We start from the raw sequence: 19271 nt of genomic DNA, 5'->3' as shown, positions 1-19271 counted from the left end.
CGTCACTTCTCCCGTGGGGTCCACAACTCCGTGATCCCGACGCCCAGTTCGCCCAGCAGCCGGCGGACCAGGGGCAGGGAGATCCCGATGACGTTGCCGTGGTCGCCGTCGATGCCCTCGATGAACGGGGCCGAACGGCCGTCGAGCGTGAAGGCGCCCGCGACGTGGAGCGGCTCGCCCGAGGCGACGTACGCGGCGATCTCGGCGTCGGTCGGCTCACCGAAGCGGACCAGGGTGGACGCGGTCGCCGACGCGTAGCGCTTGGTCGCCGTGTCGTGGACGCAGTGACCCGTCTGGAGGGTCCCGGTCCGGCCGCGCATCGCCTTCCAGCGCGCGGTGGCCTCCGTGGCGTCCGCGGGCTTGCCGAGTGCCTGGCCGTCCAGGTCGAGGACCGAGTCGCAGCCGATCACCAGGGCGCCCTGCACCTCGGGCCGGGCCGCCACGACGGAGGCCTTGGCCTCGGCCAGTGCGAGCGCGAGTTCGGCGGGCGTCGGGGCGGAGACGGCGTCCTCGTCGACCCCGCTCACGATCACCTCGGGAGCGAGTCCGGCCTGGCGCAGCAGGTTGAGCCGGGCGGGGGACTGTGAGGCCAGCACGAGGCGGCGGCGCGGCTGATCGGTCATGCGGTCAGGGTATCGGCGCGGGCGTGTCGCCCGCCGCTCACATCACACCGAGGACGATCATCGCCAGCACCATGGCCAGGGCCATGAGAACGCCGAGCCGCCGCAACATGTCCTGCATGTCGCGCAACTCCTTGGGCGGCTCGTTCTCGGGGTCGGACCACAGCATGTCCCCGATCGTGCGGCGAGCCGGGTGGCGGGCGCCTGAGTACGCGTACTCAACTTGCCCGCGCCCTCGCTAAACGGGTCTGAGGTTTCTTTAACGTCTCCGAGCCTGCTACGGTTCTGCCCACTGTTAATGGGACTATGGTTCCCTTTGAGTGAGGAACTGCCGTGTTCGTCAGCGCCTGGACCGCCTCGCCCCAGCCTCCCAGCGAGGGCTTCACCCCCAACTGGTCGCGGGAGGGTTTCTGGCGTCAGTCCCTGCGTCAGGTCGTCCGGATCGGCGCGGGCGGCGGCCGGGTCCGCATACGGCTCTCGCACGCCTACGGGACCTCACCGCTGCGGATCGCCGGGGCCACGGTGGCGCGCGCGGGCGAGGGTGCCGCCGTCCGGCCCGGCTCGCTGCGCCGCCTCACCTTCGCGGGCGCGGCCGGAGCCCGGATACCGGCGCGCGGACAGATCGTCAGTGACCCGGCCGAACTCGCCCTGGAAGCAATGGAGTCGGTCACGGTCACCCTTCATCTCCACGACGTCACCGGCCCCGCGACCTTCCACGCGCAGGCCTTCACGACGAGCTACCGGGGGGCGGGCGACCGCCTCGGCGACCTCGGCGGGGACGGATTCGGTGAGACGACCGAGTCCTGGTACTTCCTGTCGGCCGTGGAGGTCGGCGCGGACCGCGAGGACGGCGTCGCGCTCTTCGGGGACTCCGTCACCGACGGCTTCGGCTCGACACCGGGCGCGGACCGCCGCTGGTCGGACGCGCTCGCCGAGCGCACGGGACGCAGCGTCCTCAACGCGGGCATCGGGGGAAACCTGCTGCTGAACGACTCGGCCTGGTACGGCGAGAAGGGGATCGCCCGGCTCCGGCGTGACGTCCTCGAACAGCCGGGCGTGCGCACGCTCGTCGTGCTCCACGGTCTCAACGACATCGGGTTCAGCGAGGCCGCCGGACAGCCGACGTGCCGGCCCGCACCGGTACTGGCGGCCGACGACCTGGTCGCCGGACACCGCGAGCTGATCCGGCAGGCGCGCGGCCGGGGGCTGCGGGTGATCGGTGCGACGCTGCTCCCGTTCGCCGGGTCCGACCACTGGGGGGAGCGCGCGGCGAGGGTGAGTCACGAGGTGAACGACTGGATCCGGGGCTCGGGGGAGTGGGACGCGGTGGTGGATCTGCACCGCGCCCTCGCCGGTCCGGCGGACCCCGACCGGCTGCGGGGGGCCTACGACTTCGGTGACCACCTGCATCCGAACGACGCCGGGATCGCGGTGATGGCCGACGAGGTCGCGGACCGTCTGCGGGGCCACGCGTAGGCGCGGCCCCGCAGACGGTCCGGACCGCCGCTCGGGCGGCGGCCCGCGTCCGGGCGTCCTCCCGTCACCCGGGCCAGTAGGTCCGGGCCCAGGTCGACGCTCCGGGCTGCGGCAGCCGACGGGTGGCGATGCGGGACGGGTCCGCCCACGCGTCCCTGGTTCCGGCCGCGCCGGACGGCGTGCCGGCCGCCGCCGCGGCGCGGACCCGGACCACCGCCAGTGCGGCGGCCAGCTCCTCGGGGGTCGGATTGCCCCGTACGACCTTGATGTTCATGTCCGCTCCCAGGGGTCGGGGATCAGGGGCCCAGGGCCTACAGGGGGATGTTGCCGTGCTTCTTCGGAGGGAGTGATTCCCGCTTCGTGCGCAGCTGACGCAGACCCCGTACGAGGTGGGAGCGGGTGTCGGAGGGCATGACGACCGCGTCGATGTAGCCGCGCTCGGCCGCGGTGTAGGGGTTGAGGAGCGCGTCCTCGTACTCCTGGATCAGGCGGGCCCGGGTGGCCTCCGCCTCGGCGGGGTCCGTGACGGCGGCGATGGTGCGGCGGTGCAGGATGTTCACCGCGCCCTGGGCGCCCATGACCGCGATCTGGGCGGTCGGCCAGGCGAGGTTGAGGTCGGCCCCGAGGTGCTTGGAGCCCATGACGTCGTACGCCCCGCCGAAGGCCTTGCGGGTGATGACCGTGATCAGCGGGACGGTGGCCTCGGCGTACGCGTAGATCAGCTTGGCGCCGCGCCGGATGATGCCGGTGTGCTCCTGGCCGACGCCCGGGAGGAAGCCGGGGACGTCCACGAAGGTGATGACCGGGACGTTGAAGGCGTCGCAGGTACGGACGAAGCGGGCCGCCTTCTCCGAGGCGTCGATGTCCAGACAGCCGGCGAACTGCATCGGCTGGTTGGCGACGATGCCCACCGGCCGGCCCTCGATCCGGCCGAAGCCGGTGAGGATGTTCGGCGCGAACAGCGGCTGCGTCTCGAAGAACTCGGCGTCGTCCAGGACGTGTTCGATCACCGTATGCATGTCGTACGGCTGGTTCGCGCTGTCCGGCACGATGGTGTCCAGCTCGCGGTCCTCGTCGGTGATCGCGAGGTCCGCCTCCTCCGCGAACACCGGGGGCTCGCTGAGGTTGTTGGACGGCAGGTACGACAGCAACTGCTTGACGTACTCGATGGCGTCCTTCTCGTCGCCGGCCATGTGATGGGCGACGCCCGAGACGGCGTTGTGCGTGCGGGCGCCGCCGAGCTCCTCGAAGCCGACATCCTCGCCGGTCACCGTCTTGATGACGTCGGGACCCGTGATGAACATGTGCGAGGTCTGGTCGACCATGATCGTGAAGTCGGTGATCGCGGGGGAGTAGACCGCGCCGCCCGCGCAGGGGCCGACGACCAGGCTGATCTGCGGGATCACGCCCGAGGCATGGGTGTTGCGGCGGAAGATCTCGCCGTACATCCCGAGGGCGGACACACCCTCCTGGATGCGGGCGCCGCCGGAGTCGTTGATGCCGATGACCGGACAGCCGGTCTTCAGCGCGAAGTCCATCACCTTCATGATCTTCTGCCCGAACACCTCGCCGAGAGCGCCCCCGAAGACCGTGAAGTCCTGGGAGAAGACGGCGACCGGACGGCCGTCGACCATGCCGTACCCGGTGACGACGCCGTCGCCGTAGGGCCGGTTCTGCTCCATGCCGAAGTCGGTCGAGCGGTGCTGCGCGAACTCGTCGAGCTCCACGAAGGAGCCCTCGTCGATGAGCAGCTCGATGCGCTCACGGGCCGTCAGTTTGCCTTTGGCGTGCTGCTTCTCGACGGCACGCGCCGAGCCGGCGTGCGTCGCCTCCTGGACGCGGCGCCGCAGATCCGCGAGTTTGCCCGCGGTCGTGTGGATGTCGGGGTGGTGCAGCTCTTCCGGCTCGGACATCGGGATGCGGCTCCCTGCCTGCTCAGTGGGACATGAGGGTGATGTGCTCAGGGGGTTGCTACTGACTCGTAGGGTAGTGGTGCCCCTACGGTTCGGCAGTGCGGCGTTTACCACACCTAGGGTGGGTTGCATGACGCCGCGAGATGCCTCAGACGCGAACGACAACCGATGGTCCGACCTCGGCCGCCCACCTCTCAACGCCACCACCCTGCGCCGGGCGCTGGTGCGGGACGGCGCGGACGGCGGGCTCTGGAGCGACCTCCAGGTCGTGGCCGCCACCGGGTCCACCAACAGCGACCTGGTCGAGCTGGCCGTCTCCGGGAAGGCGGACGAGGGCGCCGTCCTGGTCGCCGAGGAGCAGAACTCCGGGCGCGGCCGCCTGGACCGGCGGTGGACGGCACCCGCCCGCTCCGGCCTGTTCTTCTCGGTGCTGCTCAGGCCGGCCGGGATCCCCGTCGAGCGCTGGGGCTGGCTGCCGCTGCTGACCGGGGTCGCGGCGGCGACGGCGCTGTCCCGGGTCGCGGGTGTCGACACGGCACTCAAGTGGCCCAACGACCTGCTGGTGACGGTGGACGGCGAGGAACGCAAGGCGGGCGGCATCCTCGCCGAGCGCGCCGGGACCGACGGGGTCGTGGTCGGCATCGGCATCAACGTCACCCTGCGCGCGGACGAGCTCCCGGTGCCGGGCGCGGGGTCGCTCGCCCTCGCCGGAGCGACGACCACGGACCGCGACACCGTGCTGCGGGCCGTGCTGCGCTCGCTGGAGCAGTGGTACGGGAAGTGGCGCGCCGCGGACGGGGACCCCGCTGCCTCGGGTCTCCAGGAGACATATGCCGCCGGGTGCGCGACGCTCGGACGAGTGGTGCGGGCCGAACTTCCGGGCGGCAGGTCGATCACCGGGGAGGCGGTGGCCGTCGACGGGGACGGCCGTCTGGTCCTGGCCACGGAGGAGGGGGTGCAGCAGCCGGTGGGCGCGGGAGACATCGTCCACCTGCGGCCGGCCTGAGCGATGCAGGCCGGCGGGCCGTACTCAGCGGTGGGCGAGGAGCCGATCGTGGTTCCGCGTCCCGGTCAGGTGTACGAGTCAGGAGTGAGCCAGCGCACACCTGCCGTAGAGTTGAGCGCGGTCGATACCTGACCGTGGCAGATCGGAAAGGCAGCAGGCGTGACCGTCGACGACACGGGCTCCGGCACGGGTGCGCACCCCGCTCCCGGCGGTGAGCCGGGGCGTACCGCCGGGTCGGCCACCGACCCGGCGCCCGCTGCCGGCGAAGCCGGCCTGCGGGGCGACGAGGACGCCGGGGATCCACAGGGCCGGTCGAACGCGAACGCGCGTTCGGATGTGCGTCCGGACAGTACGTTGTCGGCCACGCCCAGCCCGCCGTCGGAGCCGCCTGAGCGGCTGGACGGCCAGAGCCGCCTGGACGCGCAGAACCGGCTGGACGAGCAGATGGCGGACTCCGGGGAGGATCCCCTCGCCCTGCGTCTGGAACAGCTCATCCTGGGCGCCGAGCGCCGCTACACCCCCTTCCAGGCCGCCCGCAGCGCCGGTGTCTCCATGGAGCTGGCCTCGCGCTTCTGGCGGGCCATGGGCTTCGCCGACATAGGCCAGGCCAAGGCGCTCACCGAGGCCGACGTCCTCGCCCTGCGACGGCTGGCGGGTCTCGTCGAGGCGGGCCTGCTCAGCGAGGCGATGGCCGTGCAGGTGGCCCGGTCCACCGGCCAGACCACCGCCCGGCTGGCCGAGTGGCAGATCGACTCGTTCCTGGAGGGGCTGACCGAGCCCCCGGAACCGGGGATGACGCGCACCGAGGTGACGTACCCCCTGATCCAGCTGCTCCTGCCCGAGCTGGAGGAGTTCATCGTCTACGTCTGGCGGCGCCAGCTCGCCGCCGCGACCGGACGGGTCGTCCAGGCCGGCGACGACGAGGAGATGGTCGACCGCCGCCTCGCCGTCGGCTTCGCCGACCTGGTCGGTTTCACCCGGCTGACCCGCCGCATGGAGGAGGAGGAGCTCGGCGAGCTCGTCGAGGCCTTCGAGACCACCGCCGCCGACCTGGTCGCCGCGCACGGAGGACGGCTCATCAAGACCCTCGGTGACGAGGTGCTGTACTCCGCGGACGACGCCGGTGTCGCCGCGGAGATCGCCCTGCGCCTCATCGAGACGATGGCCAACGACGAGACCATGCCGGAACTGCGGGTCGGCATCGCCTTCGGCACCGTCACGACCCGGATGGGCGACGTCTTCGGCACGACGGTGAACCTCGCCTCCCGCCTCACGTCGATAGCGCCGCGGGACGCCGTCCTGGTGGACGGTGCCTTCGCGGAGGAACTGGTGCGGACCCAGGACGCGCCCGCCTCCGAGGCCGAGGCCGCCGAGGCGGCGGCCACCGCGGAGAAGGAGGGCGAGGAGCCGCCCGCCTACCGGTTCGCCCTCCAGCCGATGTGGCAGCGCCCCGTCCGTGGCCTCGGCGTGGTCGAGCCGTGGCTGCTGGCGCGCCGGGACCTTCCCGGCACCCCCTGAGACGCGGGGGCGCGCCCGCGTCTCAGTACGGCGCCCCACCGGGGCCGAGGGGGCGGGGAGGGGCCGCAGGGGCTTACAGCCGTCCCTTCCGGAGCCCGTCGGGCCCGCGGCACGCCCGTCCGGGCGGTCCGGGGGGTGGCGGCGGGGCGAGACGGCACGGTCTCGTCCGTGGCGGGGGTGGGTGGCCGTGGCGATGGGCGTTCCGGCGACGGTGAGGACACCCCGTGCCGGTCGCGTCCGGTCCCGGCTCCGTCGTGGCCGGTCCCTTCCGTGAGCGGGTGGGTGGCCGTGGTGGTGGGCATCCCGGGGGTCGCGGCGTCGTGAGCCTGCGCCGGATGCCGTCGTTATCCGTGGCCCAGGGGGGCCGTCAGGCTGTTCACGCAGATCCCCACGATCGGTACGCAGAGGCCCGGGGAGCCGGGCTTCGGGGCCGGGGTGGTGGCGCTCGGCGTGGGATGCGGCGCGGGCGCGGCCGGCGGCTGTGACGTCACGGGCTCGGTGGGGATGCCGGTCGTGTCCGGCGCGTCGCCCACGGGGGTGTCCGCGCGGCCCGTCGGCCGCGCCCCGCCCGGCACCGCGGCCGAAGGGGCCGTGACCCCGCCGGCCGCTCCGGCCGGTCCCGTCGACGTCGGTGACGCCGTGGCGCCCGGGCTCGGCGCGGCTGTCGGAGTCGCGCCCTGCCCGCCCGCGGCGGCCGGTCCGCCGGCCGAGGCCGGATGCGCGGAGGGCACGGCCCAGACGGTCGGCGAGGCGGCGAGCGGCCCGTCGCCCGCGACGCCCGGCCTCGGCTCGGCCTCCGCGCCCCCGCCGCCCCCGCCGCCCCCCGTCACCCCGTCCGGGGCCAGCCGTGCCAGGCTCAGCGCCCCGGCGGCCAGCGCGAGGCCGCCCACGGCGAAGAGCGCGCGGCGCGGGCGCGGCGGCCTGCGGTGCCGGCCGCGGCCGGTGCGCGGGAACGCGGGAGGCGCGGTCTCGGTGGCGCCGCCCGGCCGGGGCGCGCGCTCGGTGGGCGCCGCGGTGGCCGTCGGCGAGGTGCCCGTGTCCCCGGTCCGACCGGCGACCCGGGCCGCCACACGGACCGGCTCGGGACGGACCGCTCCGGGAAAGGCCGGTCCGGGAAGGGCCGGTCCGGGAAGGGTCGGCCCCGGACGCGCCGGTTGCGTGCCGGGCGCACGGCCCGGTTCCGCGACGCGCGGCCGGGCGGGCGGCGTGACGGCTCCGCCCGGGCGCGCCGCGCCGAGTGCCTGGGAGAGCGTCGCCACCCGCGTGGTGGGGTCCGTGGACCCCGGCGGGGCCGCGGGAACCCGCGCCCTCGGCTGTCTCGTCACGTCCGTCGTCGTGCTGTTCGTCATGGTCATCCCTCCCCGGTGTGCGTACGTCCCCCCGATGCCCTCGGCGGTGCGCAGGTTATGCGTGTTTTGCGGGCGTGGGGCGGGAGTTGGGCGGGATGTCACCCGAACGGGGAGGCGCGGCCGAAGGAACGGGTTTCGCCGGACGGCGTCGGCTGCGATGATCGGGGGAGGCGGAAGTTAACCCGCGTTAACCGTTCACAGGGAGGGTGTCATGGCGGAGCAAGGGGACGAGCGGCGGTCCGAGGACGAGCGCCGGTTCGGGGAGTTCGTCGTCGTGCGCCGGCACGGGTACGTCGCGGAGCTCGCCCTCGACCGGCCGAAGGCCATGAACGCCGTGTCCACGGAGATGGCCCGTTCCCTCGCCGGTGCCTGCGCGGCGCTCGCCGCCGACCCCGGCGCGCGGGTCGTGGTGCTGACCTCCACCCACGAGCGGGCCTTCTGCGTGGGCGCGGACCTGAAGGAGCGCAACTCCTTCAGCGACGCCGACCTGATGCGGCAGCGGCCCGTGGCGCGGGCCGCGTACACCGGTGTCCTGGAGCTGCCGATGCCGACCGTCGCCGCCGTGCACGGCTTCGCGCTCGGCGGCGGGTTCGAGCTCGCGCTCTCCTGCGACCTGATCGTGGCCGACCGTACGGCGGTCGTCGGGCTGCCGGAGGTGTCGGTCGGGGTGATCCCGGGAGGCGGCGGTACGCAGTTGCTGCCGCGCCGGGTCGGCGCGGCCCGCGCGGCCGAGCTCATCTTCTCGGCGCGCCGTCTGGAGGCGTCCGAGGCGCGGGAGTTGGGGCTCGTCGACGATCTCGTGGACGAGGGCCGTGACCGTGCGGAGGCGCTGGCGCTCGCCGCGCGGATCGCGGCCAACTCGCCCGTCGGCCTGCGGGCCGCCAAGCGGGCGCTGCGGCTCGGGCAGGGGCTCGACCTCCGTGCGGGCCTGGAGGTCGAGGACGCGGCCTGGCGATCGGTCGCCTTCTCCGGGGACCGCGCGGAGGGGGTCGCGGCCTTCAACGAGAAGCGCGCGCCCCAGTGGCCCGGCGAGTAGGCGCGGGGCGGGAGCGCGGCGGCGCGGGGGCGCGGGCAGGGGCGTGAAGGCGCGTCCGCCGTGCCCGTACGGGCGGTACGAAGGCGCGTCCGCCGTGCCCGTACGGCCACTCGGGCCCCTGTCCGCCGTACCGATGTCCCACATGGAGGTAAATGTCCCTAGCCTGTAGTGATGGGTGAGGACAGACGGCTGAGGGCCGTGGTGGAGCTGGCGCAGGGGATGGCGGCGGCGCACACCCCACGCGAATCCTGGCGGGCGGCGGCGCTCGGCGCCTGCCACGCGCTCAGCGGGAGCTTCGCCGCGCTCTCCGTGTGGGAGCGCGAACTCGGCCGGCTCCGCGTGCTGGTGAACGTCGGCGAACGCGCGCCGGACGAGGAGGAGTTCCCCGAGCGGGAGGCCTACCCCGTGCACCAGTTCCCGGAGATCGCCGAGTTCCTGCACGAACGCTGGGCCGGCGGCGGCGGTCCGAACGCCTGGGTGGAGACCGCGGACGGCCCGGCGGGCGGCCGGGCCGGCTACTGCCATCAGCGGGTCACCGCCCTGCGCAGGCGCGGACGGGGCTGTTGCGTGGTCGCCCCGGTCGTGCTGCACGGCAGGGCCTGGGGTGAGCTGTATGTCGCCCGCCGCGCCGCGGAGCCCTTCTTCGACCGGGCGGACGCGGACTTCGCGACCGTCCTCGCCTCCGTGGTCGCGGCCGGGATCGCCCAGACCGAACGGCTGGAGGAGGCACGGCGGCTGGCGTTCACGGACGCCCTCACCGGGCTCGCCAACCGCCGGGCCGTCGACGTGCGTCTCGACGAGGCGATCGGACGGCACCGGGCGGAGGACGTCGTGGTCAGTCTGGTCGTCTGCGACCTCAACGGGCTCAAGCGCGTGAACGACACCCAGGGGCACGCCGTCGGCGACCGGCTGCTGGAGCGTTTCGGGTCGGTGCTGTCGCTGTGCGGGGCGATGCTCCCGGGCACCCTCGCCGCGCGCCTCGGCGGCGACGAGTTCTGCCTTCTCGCGGTCGGGCCGCCGGCCGACGAGGTGGTCCGCATCGCCGGTGAACTCTGCCGTCGCGCGGCCGGGTTGGAGCAGGGTGACGGGGTGGCGTGCGGGGTCGCCTCGACCGGGGACGCGATCGGCCCGGTGCGCTCGGCCCGCCGGCTCTTCCGGCTGGCCGACGCCGCCCAGTACCGCGCGAAGGCCGTGCGCGCCGCCCTGCCCGTCGTCGCGGGCCGGGAGGGGCCCGACGATCCGGTCGTGCGCCTCGCCGACGCGCCGCCCCCGGCCGAGGGGGAGCGCCGCCGCTTCCGGGGCCGTCACGAGCGGCGCCGGCCGTGACGCGGCGACCCGCGCCGGAGCGACGCGGTGACGTACACCCGAGCGACGCGGTGACGTACACCGAAGTAAGGGGCGAACCTGCCATCCACTAGTGACACCACTAGTGACATCACGGAATTCACTGCGTACGCTCCTGAATATGGATATGCATACTGTGGTGGTGGGGACGTCCGGCGTGACCGCGTCCGACGTTCTCGCCGTGGCGCGCGGCGGCGCCCGGGTCGAGCTCGCCGACGAGGCGGTGGCGGCCCTGGCCGCGGCCCGCGAGATCGTGGACGCGCTGGCCGCCAAGCCGGAGCCCGTCTACGGCGTCTCCACCGGCTTCGGAGCGCTCGCGAGCCGACACATCAGCCCGGAACTCCGCGCCCAGCTGCAGCGCAACATCGTCCGCTCGCACGCCGCCGGGATGGGCCCCCGCGTCGAGCGCGAGGTCGTGCGCGCGCTGATGTTCCTGCGGCTCAAGACCGTCTGCTCGGGGCACACCGGCGTCCGGCCCGAGGTCGCGCGGACCATGGCCGGCATCCTCAACGCGGGCATCACCCCGGTCGTGCACGAGTACGGCTCGCTGGGCTGCTCCGGCGACCTGGCGCCGCTCTCGCACTGCGCGCTGACGCTGATGGGCGAGGGCGACGCGGAGGGCCCCGACGGCACGGTCCGCCCCGCCCGCGAACTCCTCGCCGAGCACGGCCTCGCCCCCGTCGAACTGCGCGAGAAGGAAGGCCTCGCCCTCCTCAACGGCACCGACGGCATGCTCGGCATGCTGGTCATGGCCCTCGCCGACCTGGACACGCTCTACAAGTCCGCCGACGTCACCGCGGCGCTCTCCCTCGAAGCGCTGCTCGGCACCGACAAGGTCCTCGCCCCCGAGCTGCACGCCATCCGCCCGCACCCCGGACAGGGCGCCTCGGCCGCCAACATGCTGGCCGTGCTCAAGGGTTCGGAGCTCACCGGCCACCACCAGGACGGCGCCCCGCGCGTCCAGGACGCCTACTCCGTGCGCTGCGCCCCGCAGGTCGCGGGCGCCGGCCGCGACACCCTCGCGCACGCCCGGCTCGTCGCGGAGCGGGAACTCGCCGCCGCCGTCGACAACCCGCTCGTGCTGCCCGACGGCCGGGTCGAGTCGAACGGCAACTTCCACGGCGCCCCGGTCGCCTACGTCCTCGACTTCCTGGCCATCGCCGCCGCCGACCTGGGCTCCATCGCCGAGCGCCGCACCGACCGGCTGCTCGACAAGAACCGTTCGCACGGCCTGCCGCCGTTCCTCGCGGACGACGCCGGCGTCGATTCCGGCCTGATGATCGCCCAGTACACGCAGGCCGCCCTGGTCAGCGAGATGAAGCGGCTCGCCGTACCGGCGTCGGTGGACTCCATCCCGTCCTCCGCCATGCAGGAGGACCACGTCTCCATGGGCTGGTCGGCCGCGCGCAAGCTGCGCACCGCGGTGGACAACCTCACCCGCATCGTCGCGATCGAGCTGTACGCCGCCACCCGCGCGATCGAGCTGCGCGAGGGACTGGCCCCCGCCCCGGCCTCGCGGGCCGTGATCGACGCCGTCCGTGCCGCCGGTGTCCAGGGCCCGGGCCCCGACCGCTTCCTCGCGCCGGACCTGGAGGCGGCCGACGCCTTCGTGCGTGCAGGCCGGGTGGTGGCCGCGGTGGAACCCGTCACGGGTCCGCTGCTGTAGACGCCCGCCGCCGTACGCCGTCGAGGGCGCCCGCCGACCGGCCGGCGCCCTCACGGGTCCCAGAGTGTGCTACTGTCTCATTGATACGTTTTTGGTACCCATTTACTTTGTGCGCCTGATCGGAATCCTCCGCAGGCGCGTTTTGTTTTACCGGCATCTCCGGCATTTCCCGGTGCATCTCCGGATTGGGGCCTTACCTGTTCAGGAGAGAAACATGGCAACCGGCACCGTGAAGTGGTTCAACTCGGAAAAGGGCTTCGGCTTCATCGAGCAGGACGGCGGCGGCCCCGACGTCTTCGCCCACTACTCCAACATCGCCAGCTCCGGCTTCCGTGAGCTGCTGGAGGGCCAGAAGGTCTCGTTCGACGTCGCGCAGGGCCAGAAGGGCCTGCAGGCGGAGAACATCATCCCCGCCTGATTTCGGGGACGCGCTTTTCCAGAGCCGGGGCCCGCACCTTCGGGTGCGGGTCCCGGCTCGTGCTGTGAGTGCTCAGAAAGCCGCCGCGAAAGGGCGGCGGGCGCTGTGCGTGCAGTCCGTGGGGCCCAGGAAGGAAATCCAGATCCAGCATGACTCGATCCGAACGTCCCGTCCGTAAGCGGCCGGCGAATGCGCGTGGCGGCGCCCAGACCGGCGGCTCCGCGAGGAACGCGGGCCGCGGGGGCGGCCGGGGCGCCGGCAAGGTCCCCGCCCGCAAGGCGGCGGCACCGCAGGAGTTCTCCCTGCCGGAGACCATCACCCCGGCACTGCCCGCCGTCGACTCCTTCGACGCGCTGGACATGCCGGCCGCCCTGACCAAGACCCTCGCGGCACAGGGCGTCACCGAGCCGTTCCCGATCCAGGGCGCGACCCTGCCCAACTCCCTGGCCGGACGCGACGTCCTCGGCCGGGGCCGGACCGGCTCCGGCAAGACCCTCGCCTTCGGGCTCGCGCTGCTGGCCCGCACCGCCGGCCGGCGCGCCGAACCCCGGGCGCCGCTCGCCCTCGTCCTGGTCCCCACGCGCGAGCTGGCCCAGCAGGTCGACGACGCGTTGACGCCGTACGCGACCGCCGTCAACCTGCGGGTCGCCACCGCGGTCGGCGGCATGTCCATCGGCCGCCAGGCCGGGACGCTGCGCCGCGGCGCCGAGGTGCTGGTGGCCACCCCGGGACGGCTGAAGGACCTCATCGAGCGCGGCGACTGCACGCTCGGCCAGGTCGCGATCACGGTCCTCGACGAGGCCGACCAGATGGCCGACATGGGCTTCATGCCGCAGGTCACCGCGCTGCTCCAGCAGGTCGAGCCGGACGGTCAGCGGCTGCTCTTCTCGGCGACGCTGGACAAGAACATCGACCGGCTCGTCCGGATGTTCCTGACCGACCCCGTGGTGCACTCCGTCGACCCGTCGGCGGGCGCGGTGACGACCATGGAGCACCATGTGCTGCACGTCGCCGACGAGACCGACAAGAAGGCCGTGGCCCTGCGGATCGCCGCGCGCGACGGCCGCGTGATCCTCTTCGTGGACACCAAGCGCGGTGCCGACCGGTTCACCAAGCGGCTGCTGGCCAACGGTGTCCGGGCCTCCGCGCTGCACGGCGGCCGCAGCCAGCCGCAGCGCAACCGGACCCTCGACCAGTTCAAGAACGGCCAGGTCACCGCGCTGGTCGCCACCAACGTGGCCGCACGCGGCATCCACATCGACGACCTCGACCTCGTCGTCAACGTCGACCCGCCGACCGACCACAAGGACTACCTGCACCGGGGCGGGCGTACCGCGCGGGCCGGCGAGTCCGGCAGCGTCGTCACCCTCGTCCTGCCCGAGCAGCGCCGTGAGATGACGCGTCTGATGGCCGACGCCGGCATCACCCCGCGCTCCGCCCGGGTCACGTCGAGCGACGAGGAACTGGCCCGTCTCACCGGCGCCCGCGAGCCCTCCGGGGTCCCGGTCGTCATCGAGGTGCCCCAGCCCGTCGAGCAGCCGAAGCAGCGGGCGGCCCGGTCGCGGCCCCGGACGGGCGGCGGCGCACGGCGCCCCGCGGGTTCGGGCACCGGCGCGGAGTCGGGCGGCGGGCGGCAGGCGCAGGGACGCCAGCCGCAGCGCGGCACGGGCGGCGCCACCGGGGGCGGTGCCACCGGCGGACGCCGTACCGGCGGCGGCAACGGGACCGGCGGCGGCACCCGGGGACGTGCCCCGCAGCGTCGTACGGAGCGTGGCGGACAGGGCGGCGGCGGCCGGCGCGCCGCGTAGGCGCACCCGGGCCGGCCCCGGATCGGGGCCGGGCGCCGCGGCCGCGGACGTTCACGGGCCCGGGCTCCTCACGGAGCCCGGGCCCGTCGGGTCTCCAGGGACGGACGCCGGAACTCGGGGACCGCGGCCGCACCCCAGGGACGGAAGCCGTACAGAGGAAAAGGCCGAGGAAATGGCCGACGAAAAGAAGGACGTGGGCCGGGAGTCCCGGGGACGGCGATCCCCCGGCCGGGGGTCCCTGGGCCGGAAGTCCCTGGGCCGGAAGTCGGCCCTCAGGGGTGGAAGTTGCCGAGGAAGCCCGGGTCGACCTTGTCGAGCTCCAGGCCGACTCCCCGGTGGAGGTCCAGGAGTTCGGTCATGTGCAGGGCGCGGCGGCGGGCCGCGGGCAGGTCGCGCCGGGCGTCGGCCGACCACAGCACCGGATCGAACGTGATGCCCTGGGAGCCCGGCAGCGGCCCCGTCTCGGCCCGCCATCCGGGCCAGCGCAGGTTGTCGTAGAAGTCCTCCGTGCCGCCTTCCAGGAGCCAGCTGAGCCACGCCGCGTGGCCCACGCCGAGGGCCTCCCAGCGCAGGGCGTCGGGCGCGAAGTAGACCACCTCTCCCGGGCCTCCGGGGCGGCCCACCGAGCCCGGCTCGGGACCGTTGAGCACATAGGCCCCACCGAGGACGTCATGGCCGACGACCAGCCCGCCGTCCGGCCGCCACGCCGGATCGAAGCCGGTGGGGAACCCGTTGACGTCGGCGATGCCCGGCGGCCCCCCGGGCGCCCCGTCGCCCGGACTGCCGTAGATGCGCAGCCAGCCGCTGTCGAGCGACACCCCGCCGCAGTTGAGGACGAAGGCGCCGAGCCAGGAGCGCGCGGTGACCTGGAGTTGCAGCAGGGTGGCGCGGGCCCGGGCGGGCTCCACCGGGAGCACCTCCAGCGACACCGTGCTCGTGGAGATCGCCTCGGACAGGAGGGGCCAGGCGGGCTCCTCGACATCGGTCAGCTCGGTCAGGTCTCGCATGGGCATCCCGTGGGTTCCGGGCCGGAGCGCTGCGCTCAGAAGGCCGCCGTGCGTTCCCGGCGCACCGAGTAGGTCACAAAGCCGGCGCCGAGGCCGAGGAAAAGGGTGCCGCCGACGACGTACGGCGTCGTGTCGACGCTTCCGGTGTCGGCCAGCAGGGTCTGGTCGCCGCTCTGCTCCGCGGTGGCCTGTTCGGTTCTGTCCGCCGTCGTGGCCGCCGTGCCGGCGTTCGTCGCGGTGGCGGAAGACCGGTCGGCGGCGGGCGCCGACCCCTGCTGAGCAGGCTGTTCCGGAGTCGCGTTGGCGGACGGGACGAACCACAGGGCTCCCAGGAGGGTCCCGGCTGCGGTGGCGGTCAGCAACGAGCGACGTGCGGCGGACACGTAATATCGATCCCCTTGTGGCGCTGGCGAATTGGCCGTGTGGGCCGATGCTAATGAAAGTCGCGGGTCGTGGGAAAGTCGCGGGGACATCGGGCCGTACGCTCCGTCTCATGAACACTCCTGAGACATCACGGTTTGTCCGGCTTCGTGTGGAGCTGGTCCTGGAAGTCGACGACGCGGACGCCGTCACCAAGGCCGCGCTGCGCCGCATCGCCGACGACTCCGGCATGCAGAGCGACGAGCGGACCCACGCCGAGAACGCAGTGACCGAAGACACTGCCGAAGCCCTCGCCCATCTCGTCGATCCGTTCGACCTGGTCAGCGAGGTGCCCGGGGTCGAGCTCGCGCAGGCGTCCTGGAGCAGCGAACCGATCGACTACGACCCCGATTCGCCGGAATGGGACCTCGACGAGGATGATGTCGACGAGGACGACGACGAAGAAGTCGGAGTCGGCTGACGCCCCTTGGGAAATTCGTGACCCCGGGTGGCAACCGCCGCCCGGGGTTCATTCGTCTCAGGCGACGCACCGGCCACATCCGCACCATCGGTCCGGTCCGGTCGCCGGTCCACCCGGTCGCGGGCCCGGCCGGACCGGCCGGCACCGTCGACCGGGTGGTGTGTCCCACATGCCCGACGGGTGTGGAACGGGATGAACCGGTCGTACGTTGAGGGTTCCCACGGGGATCTTGCGGTATTTGGTGATTCGGCAACGATGGAGAAGCGTGTGATGACGGACAGTAAGCGGGGTCGGGGCCTGATGGCCGCGTCCGCACTGCTCGGCGGAGTGCTGGTGCTCTCTGCGTGCAGCGGAGGCGGCGGCGAGGCCAAGGCCTCGGACGGCGGCCGGTCCTCGCAGGCCCAGGCCGACGAGGCGGCGGCCAAGAAGAGCTCCGAGGCGCAGATCAAGATCACCCCCGCCGACGGCTCCGACAACGCGTCCATCAACAACGCCGCCGCGGTCACTGTGACCAAGGGCACACTCACCTCTGTCTCCATGAAGACGGAGGCCGGCGTGGCCGTGTCCGGCCAGATATCTGCCGACAAGAAGAGCTGGAAGCCGGCCGCCCAGCTCGACCGTGCGACCACGTACAAGGTCGCGGCCGAGGCCACCGACTCCGCGGGCCTGGTGGCCCACGAGAACGCCTCGTTCACCACGGTCTCCCCGGCCAACAGCTTCATCGGCAACTTCACGCCGGAGGACGGTTCCACCGTCGGCGTCGGCATGCCGGTCTCGATCAACTTCAACAAGGCGATCACCGACAAGGCCGCCGTGCAGAAGGGGATCACCGTCACCTCCAGCAGCGGACAGGACGTCGTCGGCCACTGGTTCGGCGCCAACCGCCTCGACTTCCGTCCCGAGAACTACTGGACCGGCGGCTCCACCGTCACCCTCAAGCTGAACCTGGACGGCGTCCAGGGTGCGAGCGGTGTGTACGGCGTGCAGCAGAAGACGGTCACGTTCAAGATCGGCCGCAACCAGGTCTCGGTCGTCGACGCCCAGACCAAGACCATGAAGGTCACCCAGGACGGCAAGACGGTCAAGACGATCCCGATCTCCTCGGGATCGCCGGAGCACAAGACGTACCAGGGCCAGATGGTGATCTCCGAGAAGTTCAAGGAGACCCGGATGAACGGCTCGACGGTCGGCTTCACCAACTCCGACGGCAAGGGCGAGTACGACATCAAGGACGTACCGCACGCCATGCGGCTGTCGAACTCCGGCACCTTCGTGCACGGCAACTACTGGGGTGCCAAGTCCATCTTCGGCTCGGTGAACACCAGCCACGGCTGTGTCGGCCTGTCCGACACCAAGGGTGCCAACGACCCGGACACCCCGGCGGCCTGGTTCTACAACCACTCGCTGATCGGTGACGTGGTGGTCGTCAAGAACACCGGCGACAAGACCATCGCCCCGGACAACGGCCTCAACGGCTGGAACCTGGACTGGGCTTCCTGGAAGGCCGGTTCGGCCGTCTGACGCCGACGCCCGCTCCTTCCGCACCGGAACCCCGCCGACGGCGGCGGCCCGCACGGGCCGCCGCCGTCGGCTTTCGCACAGGCTTCCGAGACCGCGCACGGGTGAACTCCCTCGCCGGTGCGGCGTTCGAAGCGGTCGCGGCCTGCTCGGCGTTCGGAGTCTTCGCGGCCTTCCCGCCTCCTCGCCTTTTCATCGTTCTCTTATTTCGGCCTTATGGCTTCATCACGCGCCGTACCTACCTTGCGACCATGTTCTTCACCTACCTGAGGCGCGAACTGCGCCGCCGCAGGAAGGCGGCGCTCGTCGTCGCCTCCGGGCTCGCCCTGGGCATAGCCCTGGTCATCGTGGTCAGCTCCGTGTCGTCCGGCATGGAGAAGGCCCAGGGCAAGGTCCTCCAGTCGCTGTACGGGCTGGGTACGGACATGACCGTCACCAAGGCCGCGGCACCCCCGTCGAGCACCGGTCAGCGGCCCCGCTTCAACTTCGACGCGAACGACAACGGCTCCGACAAGGAGCAGAGCAGCGACCGCGTCATGGTCCAGGGCTTCCAGACCCTGGCCTCCTCGACGGTCTCCAAGGTCGACGCCCAGCACGGTGTGGCGGACTCGGTCGGGGGCCTCAGCCTCCAGGTCATCCGGGTCAACGGACAGTTCACCCGGGGTCAGTTCCAGCAGAACGGCAACGGCGGCGGCAACCGGAGCCAGGGCGGCCAGCAGCCTCCGCAGGGCCGTGTCGAGGGCGGCGGCGCCAACTTCGACGTCAACAACTACTCCGTCTACGGCACCGACGTCACCAAGCCGGCCCTCGGCCCGCTGACCTCCTCGAAGATCACCAGCGGCCGCACCTTCACGACGTCCGAGACCGACGCCAAGGTGATCGTCGCCGACACGTCGTACGCCAAGGAGAAGAAGCTCTCCGTCGGGTCCACCGTCACCGTCAAGGGCGTCAAGTACAAGGTGATCGGGATCGCGACCCCGGACAGCGGTGACGCGGCGGCCAACCTCTACATGCCGCTGAAGCAGGCGCAGACGCTGGCCGACGCCAAGGACAAGGTCACCACGATCTACGTCAAGGCCTCCGACTCGCAGCAGATCTCCAGCGTCAAGAGCACCATCCAGAAGAACATCTCGGGGACCACGGTCACCACCTCGGCGGACCTCGCGAACACCGTCTCCGGCTCCCTGTCGACCGCCTCCGACCTCGCCTCGAACGTCGGCAAGTGGCTCTCGATCGCGGTGCTCGTGGCCGCGTTCCTGGTCGCGGGACTGCTCACCTCCTCGGCCGTCTCCCGGCGGGTGCGCGAGTTCGGCACCCTCAAGGCGCTCGGCTGGAAGTCGGGCCGGGTGACCCGTCAGGTGGTCGGTGAGGCCGTCGTCAACGGTCTCGTCGGCGGTGTCCTCGGCATCGCGCTGGGCCTGGCGGGCGCGTACGCGGTCACCGAGATCAGCCCCAGCCTGCAGGCGCAGATCGGCGGTTCGGCCGGCGGCGGCGGTGGCGGGCAGGGCGGCTTCGGCGGCTTCGGCGGTCCCGGCCGGCGGGTCGCGTCCAAGGCGCTGGACGTCACGCTCACCGCGCCCGTCAGCCTCTCCACCATCGCCGCCGCGGTCGCCCTCGCCGTCGCCGGCGGCCTGATCGCCGGCGCCTTCGGCGGCTGGCGCGCCTCCCGGCTGCGGCCCGCGGACGCCCTGCGCCGCGTCGAATAGACCGGGCCCCGCACGGACCGTGCGGCCCACACCTTCCGCACGGCC

At 72.8% G+C, this 19271-nt stretch carries 18 protein-coding genes; 11 read left to right on the top strand and 7 right to left on the bottom strand.

Annotated elements, in window-relative coordinates; translation table 11 throughout:
* Positions 1 to 2: 2 nt before the first annotated feature.
* Both OG776_RS17590 and mmpB read right to left on the bottom strand, forming a co-directional pair.
* Positions 3 to 623 carry a Maf family protein gene (locus OG776_RS17590; RefSeq protein WP_329321555.1) on the bottom strand — a complete coding sequence of 207 codons (621 nt, stop codon included), beginning with the start codon at positions 621 to 623 and terminating at the stop codon, positions 3 to 5.
* Positions 624 to 660: 37 nt separating this feature from the next.
* Entirely contained in the window at positions 661 to 789 is a 129-nt protein-coding gene (gene mmpB / locus OG776_RS17585) for a morphogenic membrane protein MmpB (protein WP_148010176.1), read from the bottom strand.
* 164 nt (positions 790 to 953) lie between these two features.
* Between mmpB and OG776_RS17580 the strand changes: the two genes are divergently transcribed.
* Positions 954 to 2096: an SGNH/GDSL hydrolase family protein gene (locus OG776_RS17580; RefSeq protein ID WP_329326457.1), complete on the top strand. Its 1143-nt coding sequence runs from the start codon at positions 954 to 956 to the stop codon at positions 2094 to 2096.
* Positions 2097 to 2160: 64 nt separating this feature from the next.
* Here the strand turns inward: OG776_RS17580 and OG776_RS17575 are convergent, their stop codons facing one another.
* Both OG776_RS17575 and OG776_RS17570 read right to left on the bottom strand, forming a co-directional pair.
* On the bottom strand, positions 2161 to 2370 hold the full coding sequence (locus OG776_RS17575) for an acyl-CoA carboxylase epsilon subunit (RefSeq protein WP_148010178.1): 210 nt from the start codon (positions 2368 to 2370) through the stop codon (positions 2161 to 2163).
* A 37-nt stretch (positions 2371 to 2407) separates the two neighbouring features.
* A complete protein-coding gene (locus OG776_RS17570; protein ID WP_148010179.1) occupies positions 2408 to 4009 on the bottom strand; it encodes an acyl-CoA carboxylase subunit beta in 1602 nt (533 codons plus the stop codon).
* A 130-nt stretch (positions 4010 to 4139) separates the two neighbouring features.
* Here OG776_RS17570 and OG776_RS17565 point away from each other — a divergent pair, with 130 nt between their 5' ends.
* Both OG776_RS17565 and OG776_RS17560 read left to right on the top strand, forming a co-directional pair.
* Positions 4140 to 5015: a biotin--[acetyl-CoA-carboxylase] ligase gene (locus tag OG776_RS17565; RefSeq protein ID WP_329321550.1), complete on the top strand. Its 876-nt coding sequence runs from the start codon at positions 4140 to 4142 to the stop codon at positions 5013 to 5015.
* 159 nt (positions 5016 to 5174) lie between these two features.
* Positions 5175 to 6533, top strand: a complete 1359-nt coding sequence (locus OG776_RS17560) for an adenylate/guanylate cyclase domain-containing protein (RefSeq protein WP_329321548.1) — start codon at positions 5175 to 5177, stop codon at positions 6531 to 6533.
* 344 nt (positions 6534 to 6877) lie between these two features.
* On the opposite strand, the gene OG776_RS17555 is transcribed toward OG776_RS17560, so the two are convergent.
* The gene (locus tag OG776_RS17555; RefSeq protein ID WP_329321546.1) at positions 6878 to 7882 is read right to left on the bottom strand and encodes a hypothetical protein; all 1005 of its coding nucleotides are present in this window, start codon (positions 7880 to 7882) and stop codon (positions 6878 to 6880) included.
* A gap of 211 nt (positions 7883 to 8093) precedes the next feature.
* Here OG776_RS17555 and OG776_RS17550 point away from each other — a divergent pair, with 211 nt between their 5' ends.
* From OG776_RS17550 to OG776_RS17530, 5 genes are all read left to right on the top strand, one after another.
* Entirely contained in the window at positions 8094 to 8918 is an 825-nt protein-coding gene (locus OG776_RS17550) for an enoyl-CoA hydratase/isomerase family protein (protein WP_148010181.1), read from the top strand.
* Between the two features lie 171 nt (positions 8919 to 9089).
* A complete protein-coding gene (locus OG776_RS17545; protein ID WP_148010182.1) occupies positions 9090 to 10244 on the top strand; it encodes a GGDEF domain-containing protein in 1155 nt (384 codons plus the stop codon).
* 145 nt (positions 10245 to 10389) lie between these two features.
* A complete protein-coding gene (gene hutH, locus OG776_RS17540) occupies positions 10390 to 11928 on the top strand; it encodes a histidine ammonia-lyase (protein ID WP_148011012.1) in 1539 nt (512 codons plus the stop codon).
* 214 nt (positions 11929 to 12142) lie between these two features.
* Entirely contained in the window at positions 12143 to 12346 is a 204-nt protein-coding gene (locus tag OG776_RS17535; RefSeq protein WP_028803001.1) for a cold-shock protein, read from the top strand.
* A gap of 149 nt (positions 12347 to 12495) precedes the next feature.
* Complete coding sequence (locus OG776_RS17530; RefSeq protein WP_148010183.1) at positions 12496 to 14154, top strand: DEAD/DEAH box helicase; 1659 nt, start codon at positions 12496 to 12498, stop codon at positions 14152 to 14154.
* 272 nt (positions 14155 to 14426) lie between these two features.
* On the opposite strand, the gene OG776_RS17525 is transcribed toward OG776_RS17530, so the two are convergent.
* Together OG776_RS17525 and OG776_RS17520 are read right to left on the bottom strand one after the other, a co-directional pair.
* Positions 14427 to 15167 carry a DUF2625 family protein gene (locus tag OG776_RS17525; RefSeq protein WP_329321542.1) on the bottom strand — a complete coding sequence of 247 codons (741 nt, stop codon included), beginning with the start codon at positions 15165 to 15167 and terminating at the stop codon, positions 14427 to 14429.
* A 29-nt stretch (positions 15168 to 15196) separates the two neighbouring features.
* On the bottom strand, positions 15197 to 15544 hold the full coding sequence (locus OG776_RS17520; RefSeq protein ID WP_148010184.1) for a hypothetical protein: 348 nt from the start codon (positions 15542 to 15544) through the stop codon (positions 15197 to 15199).
* Between the two features lie 110 nt (positions 15545 to 15654).
* On the opposite strand from OG776_RS17520, the gene OG776_RS17515 reads away from it, so the two are divergent.
* The 3 genes from OG776_RS17515 to OG776_RS17505 all read left to right on the top strand — a co-directional run bounded on the left by OG776_RS17515 (position 15655) and on the right by OG776_RS17505 (position 19226).
* Complete coding sequence (locus OG776_RS17515) at positions 15655 to 16002, top strand: hypothetical protein (protein ID WP_148010185.1); 348 nt, start codon at positions 15655 to 15657, stop codon at positions 16000 to 16002.
* A 270-nt stretch (positions 16003 to 16272) separates the two neighbouring features.
* Positions 16273 to 17523, top strand: coding sequence for a L,D-transpeptidase (locus OG776_RS17510; protein ID WP_148010186.1), 1251 nt, complete (start codon positions 16273 to 16275; stop codon positions 17521 to 17523).
* Positions 17524 to 17771: 248 nt separating this feature from the next.
* Positions 17772 to 19226: an ABC transporter permease gene (locus OG776_RS17505; RefSeq protein WP_329321539.1), complete on the top strand. Its 1455-nt coding sequence runs from the start codon at positions 17772 to 17774 to the stop codon at positions 19224 to 19226.
* The last annotated feature ends 45 nt before the right edge of the window (positions 19227 to 19271 follow it).

Origin of the sequence: Streptomyces sp. NBC_01689 (assembly GCF_036250675.1) — a bacterium.
Lineage (GTDB): Bacteria > Actinomycetota > Actinomycetes > Streptomycetales > Streptomycetaceae > Streptomyces.
This window is presented reverse-complemented; position numbering and strand designations above follow the sequence as displayed.